Genomic DNA, 17,328 nt, shown 5'->3' with positions numbered 1-17,328 from the left:
GCGAACACACGAACGTGCCGCTCCGGTTGGTCCGGACACGGCACGTTAGTGGATGCGGCCGACAGGCGGCCGGGAGGGGCCGGTCAGCGAGCCGCCTGATCCACCAGCTCCTTCTCCTGCTCGGGCTCCTCCGTCACCGCCGGGGCTTCCCTGCGCGGCAGCAGCACCGCCACCAGCACCGTACCGATGCCCAGGATCACCGCGCCGACCAGGCTGGTGTGGGCGACGGCGTCGGAGAACGAGGACCCGACCGCGTCGGCCATTCCCCGAGCGCCGGCGGAGAGCTGGGCGGCCTGCTGCTTCAGCTGGGCGGCCTGCTGCGGGTCGCCGGCCTGCGCGGCCTGCGCCGCGGCCTGCCGGGCCTTGTCCCCGATGCCCTGGGCGACCGCGTAGCCGGCGCCGACCGAGTCCCGGGCGGTGTCCAGGGCGCTCGCCGGGAGCCTGCTGCCGGCCGTGGCGTCGGTGAGGTGGTCGCCGTACGACGTGGACAGCAGCGAGCCGAGGATCGCGATGCCGAGCGAGCCGCCGAGTTCGAGCGAGGTGTCGTTCACCGCGCCGCCGACGCCGAGTTCCGACTCCGGGAAGGCCCCCATGATCGCGTCCGTGCAGGGCGACAGGGCGAGGCCGATGGCCAGGCCGAGGATGATCAGGGGTGCGACGAAGTCGCCGTACGTCGAGGACGCGTCCACCCGGGTCAGCAGGGCCAGGGCGGTCGTGCCGCCGACCATGCCCGCGGTGACCGTCCACTTCATGCCGACGCGCGGGGTCAGCCAGCCGGTGAGGGCCGAGCCGGCGAACACGGCACCGGCGAGCGGCAGCATGCGTACGCCGGTGCCGAGGGCGTCGTAGCCGAGGACGAACTGAAGGTGCTGGGTGAGGTAGTAGAAGGCGCCGAAGACGGCCAGGAAGAAGAGGGCCACGGCGAGATTGGAGCCCGCGAACCGGCGGTGCGCGAAGCGGCGTACGTCGAGGATCGGGCGGGGGTGGCGCAGCTCCCAGGCGACGAAGGCGAGCAGACCCACGCCGGCGACCACCGCGGCCGTCACCGCCTTGACGCCCCAGCCGAAGTGCGGACCCTCGATGATCATGTAGATCAGCGAGCCGGTCCAGATGACCGACAGCAGTCCGCCGACGTAGTCGATCCGGTCGTGGTGACCGGCCTTGGACGGCGGTACGAGGACGAGGGCGCCGACGATCGCGACGGCGGCGACCGGCACGTTGATCAGGAACGTGGACGACCAGCCGTGGTCCTTCAGCAGCGCGCCCGCGACCACCGGACCGGCGGCGATGGCGAGCCCGGCCGTCGCGGTCCACAGGGTGATGGCCTTGGCCCGCTCGGCGCGCGGGAAGGTCGCGGCGAGCAGGGAGAGGGTGGCGGGCATGATCAGCGCGGCGCCCACGCCCATCACGGCACGGGCGGTGATGACGGCCGTGGCGCTGTCGGCGAGGTAGCCGGAGACCGCGCCGCCGCCGAACACGAGGAGGCCGAGGAGGAGCGCGCCCCGGCGGCTGTACTTGTCGCCGATCGCGCCGAGCAGCAGCATCAGCGCGGCGTACGGGACGGTGTAGCCGTCGATCACCCACTGGAGGTCGGCGCCGGAAAGGCCGAGGTCGCTGGTCATGTCCGGTGCCGCGACCGTGAGGGCGGTGTTGGCCATCACGATGACCAGCAGGCTCAGGCAGAGCACGAGCAGTGCCCACCAGCGCCGGGCGTAGGGCCGGTCCATCCTTTCGACCGGTTCGGTCATGACGAGTCGCATGGGCAGGGGTCGCCTTCCTCGCAGCACGGGATTTGCACAGCGGTGTGTAATTGCACAACCATGTGCAATGTACGCCGTTGCACAGCGCTGTGCAACTCGGTGGAGGGAGGGCAGAATGGCTGCCATGACCATGGGTAACACCAGCCGCGCCGACGCCAACCGGCGCCGCATCCTCGACGTCGCCCTCGCCGAGCTGCTGCGCGACCCCGACGCCTCCATGGACCAGATCGCGCGCGCCGCGGGGGTCGTACGGCGGACGGTGTACGGGCATTTCCCGAGCCGCGAGGCGCTGATCGGCACGCTCGTCGACGGCGCGGTCCAGTCGCTGGCGGCCGCCCACGCGGCGGGCCGGGCGGGGGTCGACGACCCGGCGGAGGCGGTGGCCCGGTCCGTGCTCGCCGTCTGGGAGATCGCCGACCGCTACCGCCTGCTGGTCGCGCTCGCCCAGCGCACGGTCACCGTGCAGGGCATCCGCGACCGCCTCGCCCCGGTCCGCGCGTCCTGCGCCGAACTACTCCAGCGCGGCCTGGACGAGGGCACCTTCAGCTCACCGCTGCCCGCGGCGGCGCTGGCGTACGTGCACGAGCAGATGCTGTTCGCGGTGACCGAGGCGGTGAACGACGGCCTCCTGACAGCACAGGAGGCGGGCCGCTCCGCCGCGGTCAGTGTCCTGAACGCGGCGGGCGTGCCCGCCTCCACCGCCACCGCGCTGGTGGCGAAGCTGAGCGACTAGGGCCTGTTGCGAAAGTCCCTCCCCCAGCCTTCGGCCGGGAGGTGCCCCCAGCCCGGCGACGCCGCGCCCGCCCTCCGGGCGGACGACGGGACTTTCGCAACAGGCCCTAGAACGCGAAAGCCTCCGGACGGCTGAGCTTACGGGGGAGTCTCAGCCGCCCGGAGGCGTGTGGTCCGAGCGCCCGGCCCGGGTTCAGGCGGGGCCGGACGCTCGGGGTATGGCGGGGCTCAGGCCTTTGCCAGTTCCTTGTCGTCGCCCTGGCGCGGCTCGGGCAGATCCGCGGCCGGCGCGGACGCGCCCTCGTCCAGCAGGGTCGTCTCGTCGAACGGGAGCTCACCGGCGAGCACCTGCCGGACGCGGTCCCGGTCGATCTCCTTCGTCCAGGTGCCGATCAGGACGGTGGCGACGGCGTTGCCCGCGAAGTTCGTCAGGGCGCGGGCCTCGCTCATGAAGCGGTCGATGCCGACGATCAGGCCGACGCCGTCGACCAGCGCGGGCTTGTGCGACTGGAGACCGCCGGCCAGCGTGGCCAGACCGGCGCCGCTGACGCCCGCCGCGCCCTTGGAGGCGAGCAGCAGGAACAGCAGCAGCGGGATCTGCTCGCCGACGGACATCGGCGTGCCCAGGGCGTCCGCGATGTACAGCGACGCCATGGTCATGTAGATCATCGTGCCGTCGAGGTTGAAGGAGTAGCCGGTCGGGACGGTGATGCCGACCACCGGCTTGCTGACGCCCAGGTGCTCCATCTTCGCGATCAGCCGCGGCAGCGCGGACTCGGAGGAGGAGGTGGACAGGATCAGCAGGAACTCCCGGCCCAGGTACTTGAACAGCGAGAAGATGTTCAGGCCGGTGATGACTCGCAGCAGCGTACCGAGCACGACGAAGACGAACAGGACACAGGTCGCGTAGAAGCCGAGCATCAGCACGGCGAGGCTCTTCAGCGCGTCCACACCGGCCGAGCCGACCACCGCGGCGATGGCGCCGAAGGCACCGATCGGGGCGGCCCACATCACCATGGCGAGGATGCGGAAGACCAGCCGCTGGATGTGCTCGACACCGCGCAGCACGGGCTGCCCGACCGGGCCCATCGCCTGGAGCGCGAAACCGGCGAGCAGCGCGACCAGCAGGGTCTGGAGGACCTGGCCCTCGGTGAAGGCGGAGACGAAGGTCACCGGGATGATCGAGAGCACGAAGTCCACCGGCGGCAGCGCGTCGGCGGACACCTGGTCGTGCCCGGACGCCTTGATCGCGTTGGTGATGTGCAGCCCGTCGCCCGGGTGCAGCACGTTGCCGACGACGAGACCGATGGTCAGCGCGACCAGCGACATCACCGTGAAGTAGCCGAGCGCGATACCGCCGACCGCACCGACCTTGGCGGCCTTACGGACCGACCCGATCCCGAGCACGATGGTGCAGAAGATGATCGGCGAGATCATCATCTTGATCAGGTTCACGAAGCCCGTACCCAGTGGCTTGAGTTCGACCCCGGTGTCGGGCCAGATCAAGCCCACCGCGATACCGAGGGCCACCGCGACGATCACGGCTATGTAGAGGTAATGGGTGCGGTCCCGCTTCGCGGCGGGTGCGGCAGGTGCCGTACGGGGAGTGCTGGCGGCCACGGCTGCCCTCCTTGACGTCTTCGTCGGCTAACACCGGCGTGCGGCTCACGTCCGGGCGTTAAAGGGGAATGCCAGTGACTATCTCCCGCCATGTGAGGGCGGTCACCCTTCCGTTCATTTAGTTCACACTTAACTCAGAGGCAGACTGACGACATGCGATTTCCAGCCATCCCGAGGCCCCGCAGCCTGGCCGGCCAGCTGTTCGCCATGCAGGCCGTGCTCATAGCGGTGGTCGTGGCCGGATACGCACTGTTCACCTACGTCAGCGACCAGCGGCAGGCCGAGGAGGCGGCGACCCGCCAGGCGACGGCCGTGGCCCGCTCGATCGCGGACACCCCCTCCGTACGGGACGCGGTCCACACGCCGAACCCGTCGGCGCACCTCCAGCCGTACGCCCTCCAGGTCATGCGCGACACCGGGGTCGACTTCGTCACGATCATGACTCCGGACGGGATCCGCTGGACCCACCCCGACCACAATCAGATCGGCAAGCGTTACCTGGGCCACATCGAGGACGCCCAGCAGGGCCGCACCCGCTCCGAGACCTTCACCGGCACCCTCGGCGCCTCCGTCCGCACGGTGACGCCGGTGAAGGAGAACGGCCACGTCATCGCACTCGTCAGCGCCGGCATCCGGGTCGAGGCGATCAGCCGCCGCGTCCAGGAGCAGGTCACGGCCCTGTTCGGCGTCGCCATCGGAGCCCTGCTGCTGGGCGCGGTCGGCACGTACGTCGTCAACGCCCGTCTGCGCCGCCACACCCACGGCATGAACGCGACCGAGCTCAGCCATATGCACGACTACCACCAGGCCACGCTGCACGCGGTGCGGGAGGGGCTGCTGATGCTGGACGGGCAGTACCGGGTGGCGCTGATCAACGACGGCGGGCGGGAGCTGCTCGGGGTCGGCCCGGAGGACGAGGTGGTGGGCCGGTCGGCCGCCGACCTCGGCCTGCCCGCGCCGCTGACCGGCGCTCTGCTGGCCTCGGAGCCGAGGGTGGACGAGGTGCACCTGACGGCGGACCGGGTGCTGGTGGTGAACACCTCCCCGGTGTCGGGCGGGGAGCGCCGGGGCACCGTGGTCACCCTGCGCGACGTGACCGAACTCCAGTCGCTGATGGGCGAGTTGGACTCCGAGCGCGGTTTCACGCAGGCGCTCCGCTCGCAGGCCCACGAGGCCGCGAACCGCCTCCACACGGTGGTCTCCCTGATCGAGCTGGGGCGTGCGGAGGAGGCGGTCGACTTCGCGACGGCGGAACTGGAACTCGCGCAGGCGCTGACCGACCAGGTGGTGGCGGCGGTGAGCGAGCCGGTACTGGCCGCGCTGCTGCTGGGCAAGACGGCGCAGGCGAACGAGCGGGGCGTGGAACTCCTGGTGTCGCCGGAGAGCCGGCTGGACGACGGGGTGCTCCCGGACGACCTCTCGGCCAGGGACCTGGTGACCATCCTCGGCAACCTGATCGACAACGCGGTGGACGCGGCGCAGGGCACCGCCAGGGCACGGGTGACGGTGACGGCGTCCACCGGCGACACGGAGGAGCCCTCGCGGACCCTGGTGCTGCGGGTAGCGGACACCGGGACCGGCGTGGATCCCGCCCACGCCGGCCTGGTGTTCCAGCGGGGGTTCTCCACCAAGCCGGCGGGACCTGGCGGGCGTGGGCTCGGTCTGGCGCTGGTGCGGCAGGCCGTGCACCGGCTGCACGGCACCCTGTCCGTGGCGGAGGCCGACGGCGGCGGGGCCCAGTTCGAGGTACGGCTGCCGTTGCGCAAGGCGGTCGGGCCGACCCCGGTGTCTGGAGGCGACGCATGACGAACGAGCAGCACATCCGCGTACTGGTGGTGGAGGACGACCCCGTGGCGGCGGACGCGCACGTCATGTACGTCGGCCGGGTGCCGGGTTTCACGGCCGTCGGCAAGGCGCACAGCGGGGCGGAGGCGCGACGGATCCTGGACCGTACGCCGGTCGATCTGCTGTTGCTCGACCTGCACCTGCCGGATGTGCACGGGCTTCAGCTCGCCCGGTCGCTGCGGGCGGCCGGGCATCACGCGGACGTGATCGCGGTGACGTCGGCGCGGGACCTGGCGGTGGTGCGGGAGGGCGTCTCGCTCGGGGTCGTCCAGTACGTCCTGAAGCCGTTCACCTTCGCCACACTGCGCGACCGGCTGGTCCGGTACGCCGAGTTCCACGCCGCGGTCGGCGAGGCGAGCGGCCAGGACGAGGTGGACCGGGCACTGGGGGCCCTGCGCGCCCCGGGTCCCGCGGCCCTCCCGAAGGGGCTGAGCGGGCCGACCCTGGAACGCGTGACCGGCGCCCTGCGCGAGGCTGCCGAAGGACTCACCGCAGCGGGCGTCGCGGAGGCCGTGGGGATCTCCCGGATCACCGCCCGGCGCTATCTGGAGCACCTGGTGGAGGGTGGCCGGGCGGAGCGGAAACCGGTGTACGGGCAGGTGGGGAGACCGGAGTTGGTCTACCGGTGGGTGAGCGGGGTGGAGCAGCGCAGACCGTGAGGCGGGGCGACGGCGCTCACCGCTGCCGCGACCATTGACCTGACTAGACCATTCCTCTTACCGTCGCACGGCAGCAGTCTCCGCGCCACAACCACGTGCGTCCGCAGGAGGTCATGCCCGTGCGCCCCACCGCCGTCTTACCCCTCCTCCTCACCGCAGCCCTCGCCGCGACCGCCCTCACCGCCTGCGGCGACGGTTCCGGCAGCGATCCGAACACGCTGAAGGTCTCCTTCAAACAGTCGACGGACAACTCCATCAAGGTGACGGACACCTACCTCGCCGACATCAAGAAGCAGTTCGAGAAGCGGTACCCCGGCAAGAAGGTCCAGCTCGTCCCCATCAAGGCCCCGGACTCGGAGTACTACACCAAGCTCCAGCAGATGCTCCGCTCCCCCAGAACCGCCCCGGACCTGGTCTACGAGGACACCTTCCTCATCAACTCGGACATCACCAGCGGGTACTTGAAGCCCCTCGACGCGTACCTCGCCAAGTGGAAGGACTGGAGCCAGTTCATCGACACGGCGAAGTCCGCGGCCAGGGGCGAGGACGGGAAGACGTACGGCGTCCCGGACGGCACGGACACCCGGGGACTCTGGTTCGACAGGGAGATCTTCAAGAGGGCCGGGCTGCCCGCCGACTGGCAGCCGAGGACCTGGGACGACGTCCTCACCGCCGCCCGCGCCATCAAGCGGAAGGTCCCCGGCGTCACCCCGCTCAACGTCTACACCGGCAAGCCCGCCGGCGAGACCGCCACCATGCAGGGCTTCGAGATGCTGCTCTACGGCACGGGCGACGGCAGCACGGACCCCCTGTACGACAAGGTCACCAAGAAGTGGGTCTCGGGAAGCCAGGGCTTCAAGGACGCCCTCACCTTCGTCGAGACCGTCTACAAGGAGAAGCTCGGCCCCGACGTCTCCGACGCCCTCGACCCCAACTTCAACACCGCGGTCCGTGGCGAACTCCTCCCCCAGGGCAAGCTCGGCATCGACCTGGACGGCTCCTGGCTCCCGCAGGACTGGCTCCCCGGCAGCGGCCACGCATGGCCCGGCTGGTCGAAGCGGCTGGGCCTCGCCACCATGCCCACCCAGCACGGCCAGGCCCCGGGCAAGGTGAGCATGTCCGGCGGCTGGACCTGGTCGGTCCCGGCCAAGGCGGCCCACCCCGACCTGGCCTTCGACTTCATCCGGACGATGCAGACGAAGGCCAACGCCCAGAAGTGGTACATCGCCAACTCCGGTATCGCGGTACGCAAGGACGTGGCGAACGACCCCTCGTACGCCACCGCCCAGCCCGGCATCAAGTTCTTCACCGACCTGGTCGCCAGCACCCACTACCGGCCCGCCTACCCCGCGTACCCGAAGGTCTCCACCGCCATCCAGGAGGCGATGGAGAGCGTGACCACCGGTGACGCCTCCGTCGACAAGGCGGCGAGCGCGTACGACGACGAACTGAAGCAGGTCACCGACGGCCAAGTGGTCCAGAAGTGACCCCGGGACATCCCAGGAGGGTGCTGCTCCGCGCCCTTCCCCTCACTCCCGCCGTCGCCCTCCTGCTCCTCTTCCTCGCCGCCCCCATCGCCTACTGCGTCTACATCGCCTTCACCGACCTCCAGCTCACCGGCCAGGCCCACTCCTCCTTCGTGGGCTTCGACAACTTCCGTACGGCCTTCCAGGACGCGGCCTTCCGCAACGCGGTGTGGCTGACGCTCGTCTTCACGGTCCTGTCGTCCCTCGTCGGGCAGAACACCCTGGGCCTGGCGCTGGCCGGGCTGATGCAGCGGGCGTCGAAGCCCGTCCGTACCCTCACCGGCGGGGTCGTGATCACGGCGTGGGTGCTGCCGGAGGTGGTCGCGGGGTTCCTGCTCTATGCCTTCTTCCGGCGCGAAGGCACCTTGAACGCCATCCTGGACGGGCTCCATCTCCCGCGCCAGAACTGGCTGTTCACGCTTCCGATCCTGGCGGTGTCGTTCGCGAACGTGTGGCGCGGCACGGCCTTCTCGATGCTGGTGTACTCGGCGGCGCTGAACGAGATCCCGAAGGAGATCACGGAGGCCGCCGAGGTCGACGGCGCGGGCGGTCTGCGCCGCCTGTGGCACATCACGCTCCCGATGATCCGCCGCTCGATCGCCACGAACCTCATGCTCAACACCCTCCAGACCCTCTCCGTCTTCGGTCTGATCTGGGTGATGACGAGGGGCGGCCCGGGGGACAAGAGCCAGACGCTCCCCCTGTTCATGTACGAGCAGGCGTTCCAGAAGAGCATGATCGGCTACGGCACGGCGGTGGCGCTGCTGCTCCTGGTCGTCGGCTCGCTGTTCTCCGTCGTGTATCTGCGTCTGCTGCGGGCGGAGGTCTGAGATGGCCCTGGGCCGCGCCCTCCGTCACCGTACGTCCCGCCGCCTGGCCGCCGACGCCGGACTCCTCTTCTGCGCCGCCGCCTTCGCGCTCCCCCTGGCCTGGGTGGTCCTGTCCTCGCTGGACGCTCACGCGGATCTCCGGGTGAAGGTCCCGGACGCTGTGACGCTCGGCAACTTCGACGCCGTGCTGAAGCCGGACATCACCTTCACCCCGCTGCTGAACAGCCTGGTCCTGTGCGGCGGCGGAACGCTGCTGACGGTGGTGTGCGCGGCGCTCGCGGCGTACCCGCTGTCGCGCTTCCGGTCGCGGCTCAACCGCCCGTTCCTGCTGACGATCCTCTTCGCGACGAGCCTGCCGATCACGGCGATCATGGTTCCGGTGTACGCGCTGTTCGTGCGGGTGAACCTCATCGACACCACGCAGGGCACGGTCCTGTTCTTCGCCGCGTCCCAACTGCCCTTCGCGATATGGCTGATGAAGAACTTCATGGACGGGGTCCCGAAGGAGCTGGAGGAGGCCGCCTGGACGGACGGGGCGGGCACCCTCCAGTCGCTGGTGCGGGTCGTGCTGCCGCTGATGGGTCCCGGTGTCGCGGTGGTGACCGTCTTCTCCTTCGTGATGATGTGGGGGAACTTCTTCGTCCCGTTCATGCTGCTGCTGACGCCCGATCAGATGCCCGCCTCGGTCAGCATCAACGAGTTCTTCGGCAACCGCGGGATGGTGGTGTACGGGCAGCTGGCCGCGTTCTCCGTCGTCTACTCGACGCCGGTGATCGTGCTGTACGTGTCGGTGGCCCGGCGGCTGGGCGGGGGGTTCGCGCTGGGCGGAGCGGTCAAGGGGTGAGGAAGGGGGAGGGTACGGATCGAGCCGCCGTTTTCGCCTCCCCGGACCGCTCTTCCGCCCCCGCTGCGCCCCCCTCACCTCGTGTCCGGCCCGCGCCCCGCACCCGCATATGCCGCTCCACCTTGCCATTCCGGCCACCCGCCCCCGGAACGTACGGTTCCGGCCACCTCGCCCTCGTCCGGAACCGTACCTTCCTACAATCTGTGATCCTGGCCGAACAGTCCGTAGTCATCCCCTGCTCCGGCCCCCTAGTTTGAGCCGCGTGCGCCGACCGCCCTCAGTTCGACCGGATCAGCCAGGACCGCCTTTCGACGCCCCCGCCGCCCGACGGCTGCGTACCGCCCTCGGCATGGTGCCCGAGCAAGTCGCCTACGGCATGCGCGCCTCGTACGGGCTGCCGTACGTCTCCCCGGACCTCGTCGTCGCCTGGGAGCGCGGGGTCGTCTCGCCCAGCAACACCGAGCTCACCGCGCTCGCGGCGGTGCTGTGGTGCTCGCCGGGCGAGCTCATCGGCAGGCCGCAGACGCTGCGGGAGCACCGGACCGCCCGGGGGCTGGCCGCCGAGGACGTGGCCCTCGCCGTCGGTCTCGAGTTCCTCGCGTACCTGCGGATGGAGGAGAACGACGAGTGGCGCGGCACGGACCGGCAGTCGGCCGTCCTCGCCGACCTGCTGGAACTGTCGCTGCCCGACTTCGTCACCGTGACGGGCCGGGACCCCAGGCTGGCCGAGCTGCTCCGCAACGCCGTCACCACCCGCTGGCAGGCCTACGTCCGGCCGGTGGCCCGCCTGGTACCGCTGGACCGGCGGCTGCTGGAGGTGGCGCTCAAGGAGTTGCACCGGGGGTACCAGGGGCTGATGGCGGCCACACTCAGCTGGGGCGGCGGCGACGCGGACGCCGGCGACGGCGGGCAGGACTTCGTCGAGCGGATCGTCGAGCACTTCTGGACGGCGGTCCGGCGACAGACCGCCTGAGCGCTCCGCTGGATGTGCCGTGTTGTACCGTCGTCCGACTGCGGCGCCGTCGTGGCTGGTCGCGCCCGCGCGGCGGAGCCGCATGTCGACACAGCCCCGCGCCCCTTCGGGGCGCTGCCGGACCGTAGCGGACTTCGCCGAGCCCGCTCGGAAGACCGACCCCTGGAAGCCCGCCCGCTGGAAGGCCGACCCCTAGAAGACCGACTCCGCCTCGTCCATGCGGTCCTTCGGTACCGTCTTCAGCTCGGTCACGGCCTCCGCGAGCGGCACCATCACGATGTCGGTGCCGCGCAGCGCGGTCATCCTGCCGAAGTCGCCGCGGTGCGCGGCCTCCACCGCGTGCCAGCCGAAGCGGGTGGCGAGGACACGGTCGTACGCGGTCGGGACGCCGCCGCGCTGGACGTGGCCGAGGATGACCGGCTTGGCCTCCTTGCCGAGCCGGCGCTCCAGCTCGTACGCCAGGGCGGTGCCGATGCCCTGGAAACGCTCGTGGCCGAACTGGTCGATCTCGCCCTTGCGGTAGTCCATGGTGCCCTCGGCGGGGTGGGCGCCCTCGGCGACGCAGACGACCGCGAACTTCTTGCCGCGGGCGAACCGCTCCTCGACCATCTTGACCAGGTCGGCGGGGTCGAAGGGGCGCTCGGGCAGGCAGATGCCGTGGGCGCCGGCGGCCATGCCGGACTCCAGGGCGATCCAGCCGGCGTGCCGGCCCATGACCTCCACCACCATCACCCGCTGGTGGGACTCGGCGGTGGTCTTCAGCCGGTCCATCGCCTCGGTGGCGACGCCGACCGCGGTGTCGAAGCCGAAGGTGCGGTCCGTCGACGAGATGTCGTTGTCGATCGTCTTCGGGACGCCGACGACCGGCAGCCCCGCGTCGGACAGCATGCGCGCCGCGGTCAGCGTGCCCTCGCCGCCGATCGGGATCAGCGCGTCGATGCCGAACTCCTCGACCATGTCGGCGGCTCCGTCGCAGGCCTCGCGCAGCCGGTCCCGTTCGAGGCGGGAGGAGCCGAGGATGGTGCCGCCGCGGGCCAGGATGCCGCTGACGGCGTCCAGGTCGAGGGTGCGGTAGTGACGGTCGAGCAGGCCCCGGTAGCCGTCTTCAAAGCCGATCACCTCGTCGCCGTACTGCGCGACCGCTCGGTGCACGACCGACCGGATCACGGCGTTCAGGCCGGGGCAGTCGCCGCCTGCGGTGAGAACTCCGATGCGCATCGTGCTGTGTCTCCTGCTCGCTGTGGGTACCGGTGAGCCAGTCCGATTGTTTCATGTCCCCACAGGCACTGGTGCTCCCGTCCCGACCCGGTGGTGACAGGGGCACTGACGGGCGCCTTAGCCAGCTTCAGGGGTACTGTCAAGAGGGTTCTGCTCACCTCGGTGGGCGATTTTTCTGGCCCGAGACGGACCACGAGACCGAGAGGGAGAGCACACGTGACGCGCAGCGTGTACGTGACCGGGATCGATCGCGGCGACGGCCGCCAGGTCGTCGAGCTGGGGATGATGGAACTCCTTACCCGGCAGGTCGACCGGGTCGGTGTGTTCCGTCCCCTCGTCCACGACGGGCCCGATCGTCTGTTCGAGCTACTGCGCTCACGTTACCGGCTGTCGCAGGACCCGGCGACCGTCTACGGCATGGACTACCACGAGGCGTCCGCGTTCCAGGCCGAGCAGGGCACGGACGAGCTGGTGTCCGCCCTCGTGGACCGTTTCCACCTGGTCGCCCGGGAGTACGACGTCGTCCTCGTCCTCGGCACCGACTTCGCCGACACCCAGCTCCCGGACGAACTGTCCCTGAACGCCCGGATGGCGAACGAGTTCGGCGCGTCCGTGATCCCGGTGGTGGGCGGGCGCAAGCAGACGGCCGAGTCCGTGCTCGCGGAGACCCGGAACGCCTACCGGGCGTACGCGGGGCTGGGCTGCGACGTGCTGGCCATGGTCGCCAACCGGGTGGCCCGCGAGGACCGGGACGAGATCGCCGAGCGGCTCGACTCCCGGCTGCCGGTGCCCTGCTACGTGGTGCCGGACGAGCCCGCGCTGTCCGCCCCGACGGTCGCCCAGATCGGCCAGGCCCTCGGCGCCAAGGTGCTGCTAGGGGACGACTCGGGGCTGGCCCGGGACGCGCTGGGCTTCGTCTTCGGCGGCGCGATGCTGCCGAACTTCCTCGGCGCCCTGACCCCGGGCTGTCTGGTGGTCACCCCGGGCGACCGGGCCGATCTGGTCGTCGGCTCGCTGGCCGCGCACAGCGCCGGCACACCGCCGATAGCCGGGATGCTGCTCACCCTCGACGAGGTGCCGAGCGACGAGATCCTCACGCTGGCCGCCCGCCTCGCCCCCGGCACCCCGGTGCTGTCCGTGGCCGGCAACAGCTTCCCCACCGCGGAGCAGCTGTTCTCGCTGGAAGGCAAGCTGAACGCGGCCACCCCGCGCAAGGCGGAGACCGCGCTCGGCCTGTTCGAGCGGTACGCCGACACCGCCGGCCTGGCCAAGCGCGTCTCCGCGCCGAGCAGCGACCGGCTCACCCCGATGATGTTCGAGCACAAGCTCCTGGAGCAGGCCCGTTCCGAGAAGCGGAGGGTCGTCCTCCCCGAGGGCACCGAGGAGCGCGTGCTGCACGCGGCCGAGGTGCTGCTGCGCCGGGGCGTGTGCGACCTGACGCTGCTCGGGCCCGTCGAGCAGATCCGGAAGAAGGCCGCCGATCTCGGCATGGACCTGGGCGACGCCCAGCTGATCGACCCGGCCACCTCCGAACTGCGCGACGCCTTCGCCGAGAAGTACTCCCTGCTGCGCGCCCACAAGGGCGTGACGGTGGAGCTGGCCTACGACGTCGTCTCCGACGTCAACTACTTCGGCACGCTGATGGTCGAGGAGGGGCTCGCCGACGGCATGGTGTCGGGGTCCGTGCACTCGACCGCCGCCACGATCAGGCCCGCCTTCGAGATCATCAAGACGAAGCCCGAGTCGTCGATCGTCTCGTCCGTGTTCTTCATGTGTCTCACGGACAAGGTGCTGGTCTACGGGGACTGCGCGGTCAACCCGGATCCGAACGCCGAGCAGCTGGCCGACATCGCCATCCAGTCGGCGGCCACCGCCCAGCAGTTCGGCGTGGAGCCGCGGATCGCGATGCTGTCGTACTCGACCGGTACGTCCGGTTCGGGCGCCGATGTCGACAAGGTGCGCGAGGCGACCGAGCTGGCCCGCACGCGCCGGTCCGATCTGAAGATCGAGGGGCCGATCCAGTACGACGCCGCCGTGGAGCCGTCGGTCGCGGCCACCAAGCTGCCGGGCTCCGAGGTCGCGGGGCAGGCCAGCGTGCTGATCTTCCCCGACCTCAACACCGGCAACAACACCTACAAGGCCGTGCAGCGCTCGGCCGGCGCGATCGCCGTCGGCCCGGTCCTCCAGGGTCTGCGCAAGCCGGTCAACGACCTGTCCCGTGGCGCGCTCGTGCAGGACATCGTCAACACCGTCGCCATCACGGCGATCCAGGCCCAGAACCCCAGCGAGAAGGCGTCCGAGCTGTGAGCAGCCCCACCCGTGTCCTCGTCCTCAACTCCGGCTCCTCGTCGGTGAAGTACCAGCTGCTCGACATGCGGGACAGCAGCCGGCTGGCGGTGGGGCTGGTCGAGCGCATCGGCGAGCAGACCTCCCGGCTCAAGCACACCTGCCTCGCCTCGGACGACACCCGGGAGCAGAACGGCCCGATCGCCGACCACGACGCCGCCCTCAAGGCGGTGGCCGAGGAGCTGGCCAGGGACGGCCTGGGCCTGGACTCGCCCGAACTGGCCGCGATCGGGCACCGGGTGGTGCACGGCGGCATGTTCTTCACCGAGCCGACCGTCGTCGACGACGCGGTGCTCACCGAGATCGAGCGGCTGATCCCGGTCGCGCCGCTGCACAACCCGGCCAACCTCACCGGTATCCGTACGGCCATGGCGATGCGCCCGGATCTGCCGCAGATCGCCGTCTTCGACACGGCGTTCCACACCACGATGCCGGAGTCCGCGGCACGCTACGCGATCGACCCGAAGATCGCGGACCGGCACCGGATCCGGCGGTACGGCTTCCACGGCACCTCGCACGCGTACGTCTCCCGGGCCACCGCGCGGCTGCTGGGCAAGGATCCCTCCGAGGTCAACGTGATCGTGCTGCACCTGGGCAACGGCGCCTCGGCCTCCGCGGTCGAGAAGGGCCGGTGCGTGGACACCTCCATGGGGCTGACGCCTCTGGAGGGGCTCGTGATGGGCACCCGGTCGGGCGACCTGGATCCGGCGGTCATCTTCCATTTGGCACGTGTTGGCGGAATGTCCATGGACGAGATCGACACTCTTCTCAACAAGAGGAGCGGTCTGTTCGGCCTGTGCGGGGACAACGACATGCGGGAGATCCGTCGGCGGATCGACGAGGGGGACGAAGAGGCGCGGCTCGCCTTCGACATCTACATTCACCGCTTGAAGAAGTACATCGGCGCCTATTACGCGGTGCTCGGACAGGTCGACGCGGTCGCCTTCACAGCGGGAGTCGGGGAAAACGCGAGCCCGGTGCGGGAGGCTGCCGTCGCGGGCCTGGAGGAGCTGGGCCTGGCGGTGGACGGCGAGCTGAACGCCGTACGGGACGATCGGCCGCGGCTGATCTCGCCCGCACACGCGCGTGTGGCCGTCGCCGTGGTGCCGACCGACGAGGAACTGGAGATCGCGACACAGACCTACGCACTGGTGGGACACAACCGCTGAGCAAATACACGGGAGTAACACGGCTGAGCGCATAGCCGCCCATTTGTATTTTCCGCCAGACGGAATATTCCGTAGCGAAACAAACCGATAGGATCGCCCCCATGCGCCGTTCGAAAATCGTCTGCACTCTCGGCCCCGCGGTCGACTCCCACGAGATGCTCGTCTCCATGATCGAGGCCGGCATGAACGTGGCCCGGTTCAACTTCAGCCATGGCACGCACGCCGAGCACCAGGCGCGGTACGACCGCGTCCGGGCCGCCTCCAAGGAGACCGGCCGGGCCATCGGTGTCCTCGCCGACCTCCAGGGCCCGAAGATCCGTCTGGAGACCTTCGCCGAGGGTCCGGTCGAGCTCGAGCGCGGCGACGAGTTCGTGATCACCACCGAGGACGTCCCGGGCGACAAGCAGATCTGCGGGACCACCTACAAGGGCCTGCCGGGTGACGTCGACCGCGGTGACCAGGTCCTGATCAACGACGGCAACGTCGAGCTGAAGGTCCTGGACGTCGAGGGCCCCCGGGTGCGGACGATCGTCATCGAGGGCGGCGTGGTCTCCGACCACAAGGGCATCAACCTGCCCGGCGCGGCCGTGAACGTGCCCGCGCTGAGCGAGAAGGACATCGAGGACCTGCGGTTCGCGCTGCGCATGGGCTGCGACCTGGTCGCGCTGTCCTTCGTGCGGGACGCCAAGGACGTCCAGGACGTCCACAAGGTGATGGACGAGGAGGGCCGCCGCGTCCCGGTCATCGCCAAGGTGGAGAAGCCGCAGGCGGTCGAGAACATGGAGGACGTCGTGATGGCGTTCGACGGCGTGATGGTCGCCCGTGGTGACCTCGCCGTCGAGTATCCGCTGGAGAAGGTCCCCATGGTGCAGAAGCGCCTGATCGACCTGTGCCGGCGCAACGCCAAGCCGGTGATCGTGGCGACCCAGATGATGGAGTCGATGATCACCAACTCCCGGCCGACCCGCGCCGAGGCCTCCGACGTGGCCAACGCGATCCTGGACGGCGCCGACGCGGTCATGCTGTCGGCCGAGTCGAGCGTGGGCGCGTACCCGATCGAGACCGTGAAGACGATGTCGAAGATCGTCGCCGCGGCCGAGCAGGAGCTGCTCTCCAAGGGCCTCCAGCCGCTGGTCCCGGGCAAGAAGCCCAAGACGCAGGGTGGTTCGGTGGCCCGTGCGGCCTGCGAGATCGCCGACTTCCTCGGCGGCCGGGGCCTGGTGGCCTTCACCCAGTCGGGCGACACCGCCCGCCGCCTCTCGCGCTACCGCGCGGCCCAGCCGATCATCGCCTTCACCACCGACGAGGGCACCCGCAACCAGCTGTCGCTCAGCTGGGGCGTGGAGTCCCACGTCGTGCCGTTCGTGAACAGCACCGACGAGATGGTCGACCTGGTGGACCAGGAGATCACCAAGACCAACCGCTTCAACCCGGGCGAGATCGTCATCATCACCGCGGGCTCGCCTCCCGGCGTTCCGGGGACGACGAACATGCTGCGGGTGCACCACCTGGGCGGCGGCAACTGACCGGGCCTGTACGACACTGAGGGCGCCTCCTTCTACAGGGGGCGCCCTCAGCTTCTTTCGCCGGTTGCATGGACGATGCGGTGGCGCGATTGGCGTTATGGGCCACACCCCACCTCGCCGACCTGCGCTTCTGTCGTCCGCCCCTGGCCTATATCACGAGGTCCTGCGACATAGGCGTGTGGTCGCATCCAGACAAAACCGGACGACGGATCGGATGGTCACAGCGACTGGCAGATCCGTCCCACGCCTGCTCGACGTGACCCGCGACTATGCCGTCCTC

The 17,328-nt window shown here is 70.1% G+C and carries 13 protein-coding genes; 10 read left to right on the top strand and 3 right to left on the bottom strand.

The genetic code is table 11. The features are described 5' to 3' along the window. Window positions 1-83: 83 nt before the first annotated feature. Window positions 84-1,760 (bottom strand): MFS transporter, encoded by a 1,677-nt coding sequence (locus ABZ915_RS31245; RefSeq protein WP_361810153.1) that lies wholly within the window; start codon window positions 1,758-1,760, stop codon window positions 84-86. A 115-nt stretch (window positions 1,761-1,875) separates the two neighbouring features. Here ABZ915_RS31245 and ABZ915_RS31240 point away from each other — a divergent pair, with 115 nt between their 5' ends. Next, on the top strand, window positions 1,876-2,493 hold the full coding sequence (locus ABZ915_RS31240; RefSeq protein WP_361810151.1) for a TetR/AcrR family transcriptional regulator: 618 nt from the start codon (window positions 1,876-1,878) through the stop codon (window positions 2,491-2,493). A 227-nt stretch (window positions 2,494-2,720) separates the two neighbouring features. Here ABZ915_RS31240 and ABZ915_RS31235 read toward each other — a convergent pair whose 3' ends face one another. Then, window positions 2,721-4,112 carry a cation:dicarboxylase symporter family transporter gene (locus ABZ915_RS31235; protein WP_361810149.1) on the bottom strand — a complete coding sequence of 464 codons (1,392 nt, stop codon included), beginning with the start codon at window positions 4,110-4,112 and terminating at the stop codon, window positions 2,721-2,723. Window positions 4,113-4,265: 153 nt separating this feature from the next. Here ABZ915_RS31235 and ABZ915_RS31230 point away from each other — a divergent pair, with 153 nt between their 5' ends. From ABZ915_RS31230 to ABZ915_RS31205, 6 genes are all read left to right on the top strand, one after another. Continuing rightward, window positions 4,266-5,918 (top strand): sensor histidine kinase, encoded by a 1,653-nt coding sequence (locus ABZ915_RS31230; RefSeq protein ID WP_361810147.1) that lies wholly within the window; start codon window positions 4,266-4,268, stop codon window positions 5,916-5,918. After that, complete coding sequence (locus tag ABZ915_RS31225) at window positions 5,915-6,616, top strand: response regulator (protein WP_361810145.1); 702 nt, start codon at window positions 5,915-5,917, stop codon at window positions 6,614-6,616. Before ABZ915_RS31230 ends, ABZ915_RS31225 begins: the two co-directional genes overlap by 4 nt. A 113-nt stretch (window positions 6,617-6,729) precedes the next feature. Next, window positions 6,730-8,103, top strand: coding sequence for an extracellular solute-binding protein (locus ABZ915_RS31220; RefSeq protein ID WP_361810143.1), 1,374 nt, complete (start codon window positions 6,730-6,732; stop codon window positions 8,101-8,103). Next, the gene (locus ABZ915_RS31215; protein WP_361810141.1) at window positions 8,100-8,972 is read left to right on the top strand and encodes a sugar ABC transporter permease; all 873 of its coding nucleotides are present in this window, start codon (window positions 8,100-8,102) and stop codon (window positions 8,970-8,972) included. The genes ABZ915_RS31220 and ABZ915_RS31215 overlap by 4 nt, the downstream gene beginning before the upstream one ends. Window position 8,973: 1 nt before the next feature. Then, window positions 8,974-9,816, top strand: a complete 843-nt coding sequence (locus ABZ915_RS31210; RefSeq protein WP_361810139.1) for a carbohydrate ABC transporter permease — start codon at window positions 8,974-8,976, stop codon at window positions 9,814-9,816. Window positions 9,817-10,069: 253 nt separating this feature from the next. Continuing rightward, entirely contained in the window at window positions 10,070-10,789 is a 720-nt protein-coding gene (locus ABZ915_RS31205; protein ID WP_361810137.1) for a helix-turn-helix transcriptional regulator, read from the top strand. A 192-nt stretch (window positions 10,790-10,981) separates the two neighbouring features. On the opposite strand, the gene ABZ915_RS31200 is transcribed toward ABZ915_RS31205, so the two are convergent. Then, window positions 10,982-12,007, bottom strand: a complete 1,026-nt coding sequence (locus ABZ915_RS31200) for an ATP-dependent 6-phosphofructokinase (RefSeq protein ID WP_361810135.1) — start codon at window positions 12,005-12,007, stop codon at window positions 10,982-10,984. Window positions 12,008-12,223: 216 nt separating this feature from the next. Here ABZ915_RS31200 and pta point away from each other — a divergent pair, with 216 nt between their 5' ends. From pta to pyk, 3 genes are all read left to right on the top strand, one after another. After that, window positions 12,224-14,314, top strand: coding sequence for a phosphate acetyltransferase (pta, locus tag ABZ915_RS31195; protein ID WP_361810134.1), 2,091 nt, complete (start codon window positions 12,224-12,226; stop codon window positions 14,312-14,314). Further along, window positions 14,311-15,522 (top strand): acetate kinase, encoded by a 1,212-nt coding sequence (locus ABZ915_RS31190; protein ID WP_361810132.1) that lies wholly within the window; start codon window positions 14,311-14,313, stop codon window positions 15,520-15,522. Before pta ends, ABZ915_RS31190 begins: the two co-directional genes overlap by 4 nt. A 101-nt stretch (window positions 15,523-15,623) precedes the next feature. Then, complete coding sequence (pyk, locus tag ABZ915_RS31185; RefSeq protein WP_361810130.1) at window positions 15,624-17,048, top strand: pyruvate kinase; 1,425 nt, start codon at window positions 15,624-15,626, stop codon at window positions 17,046-17,048. Window positions 17,049-17,328 lie beyond the last annotated feature (280 nt).

The organism is Streptomyces sp. NPDC046915 (genome assembly GCF_040644935.1).
Classification (GTDB): Bacteria; Actinomycetota; Actinomycetes; order Streptomycetales; family Streptomycetaceae; genus Streptomyces.
This window is presented reverse-complemented; position numbering and strand designations above follow the sequence as displayed.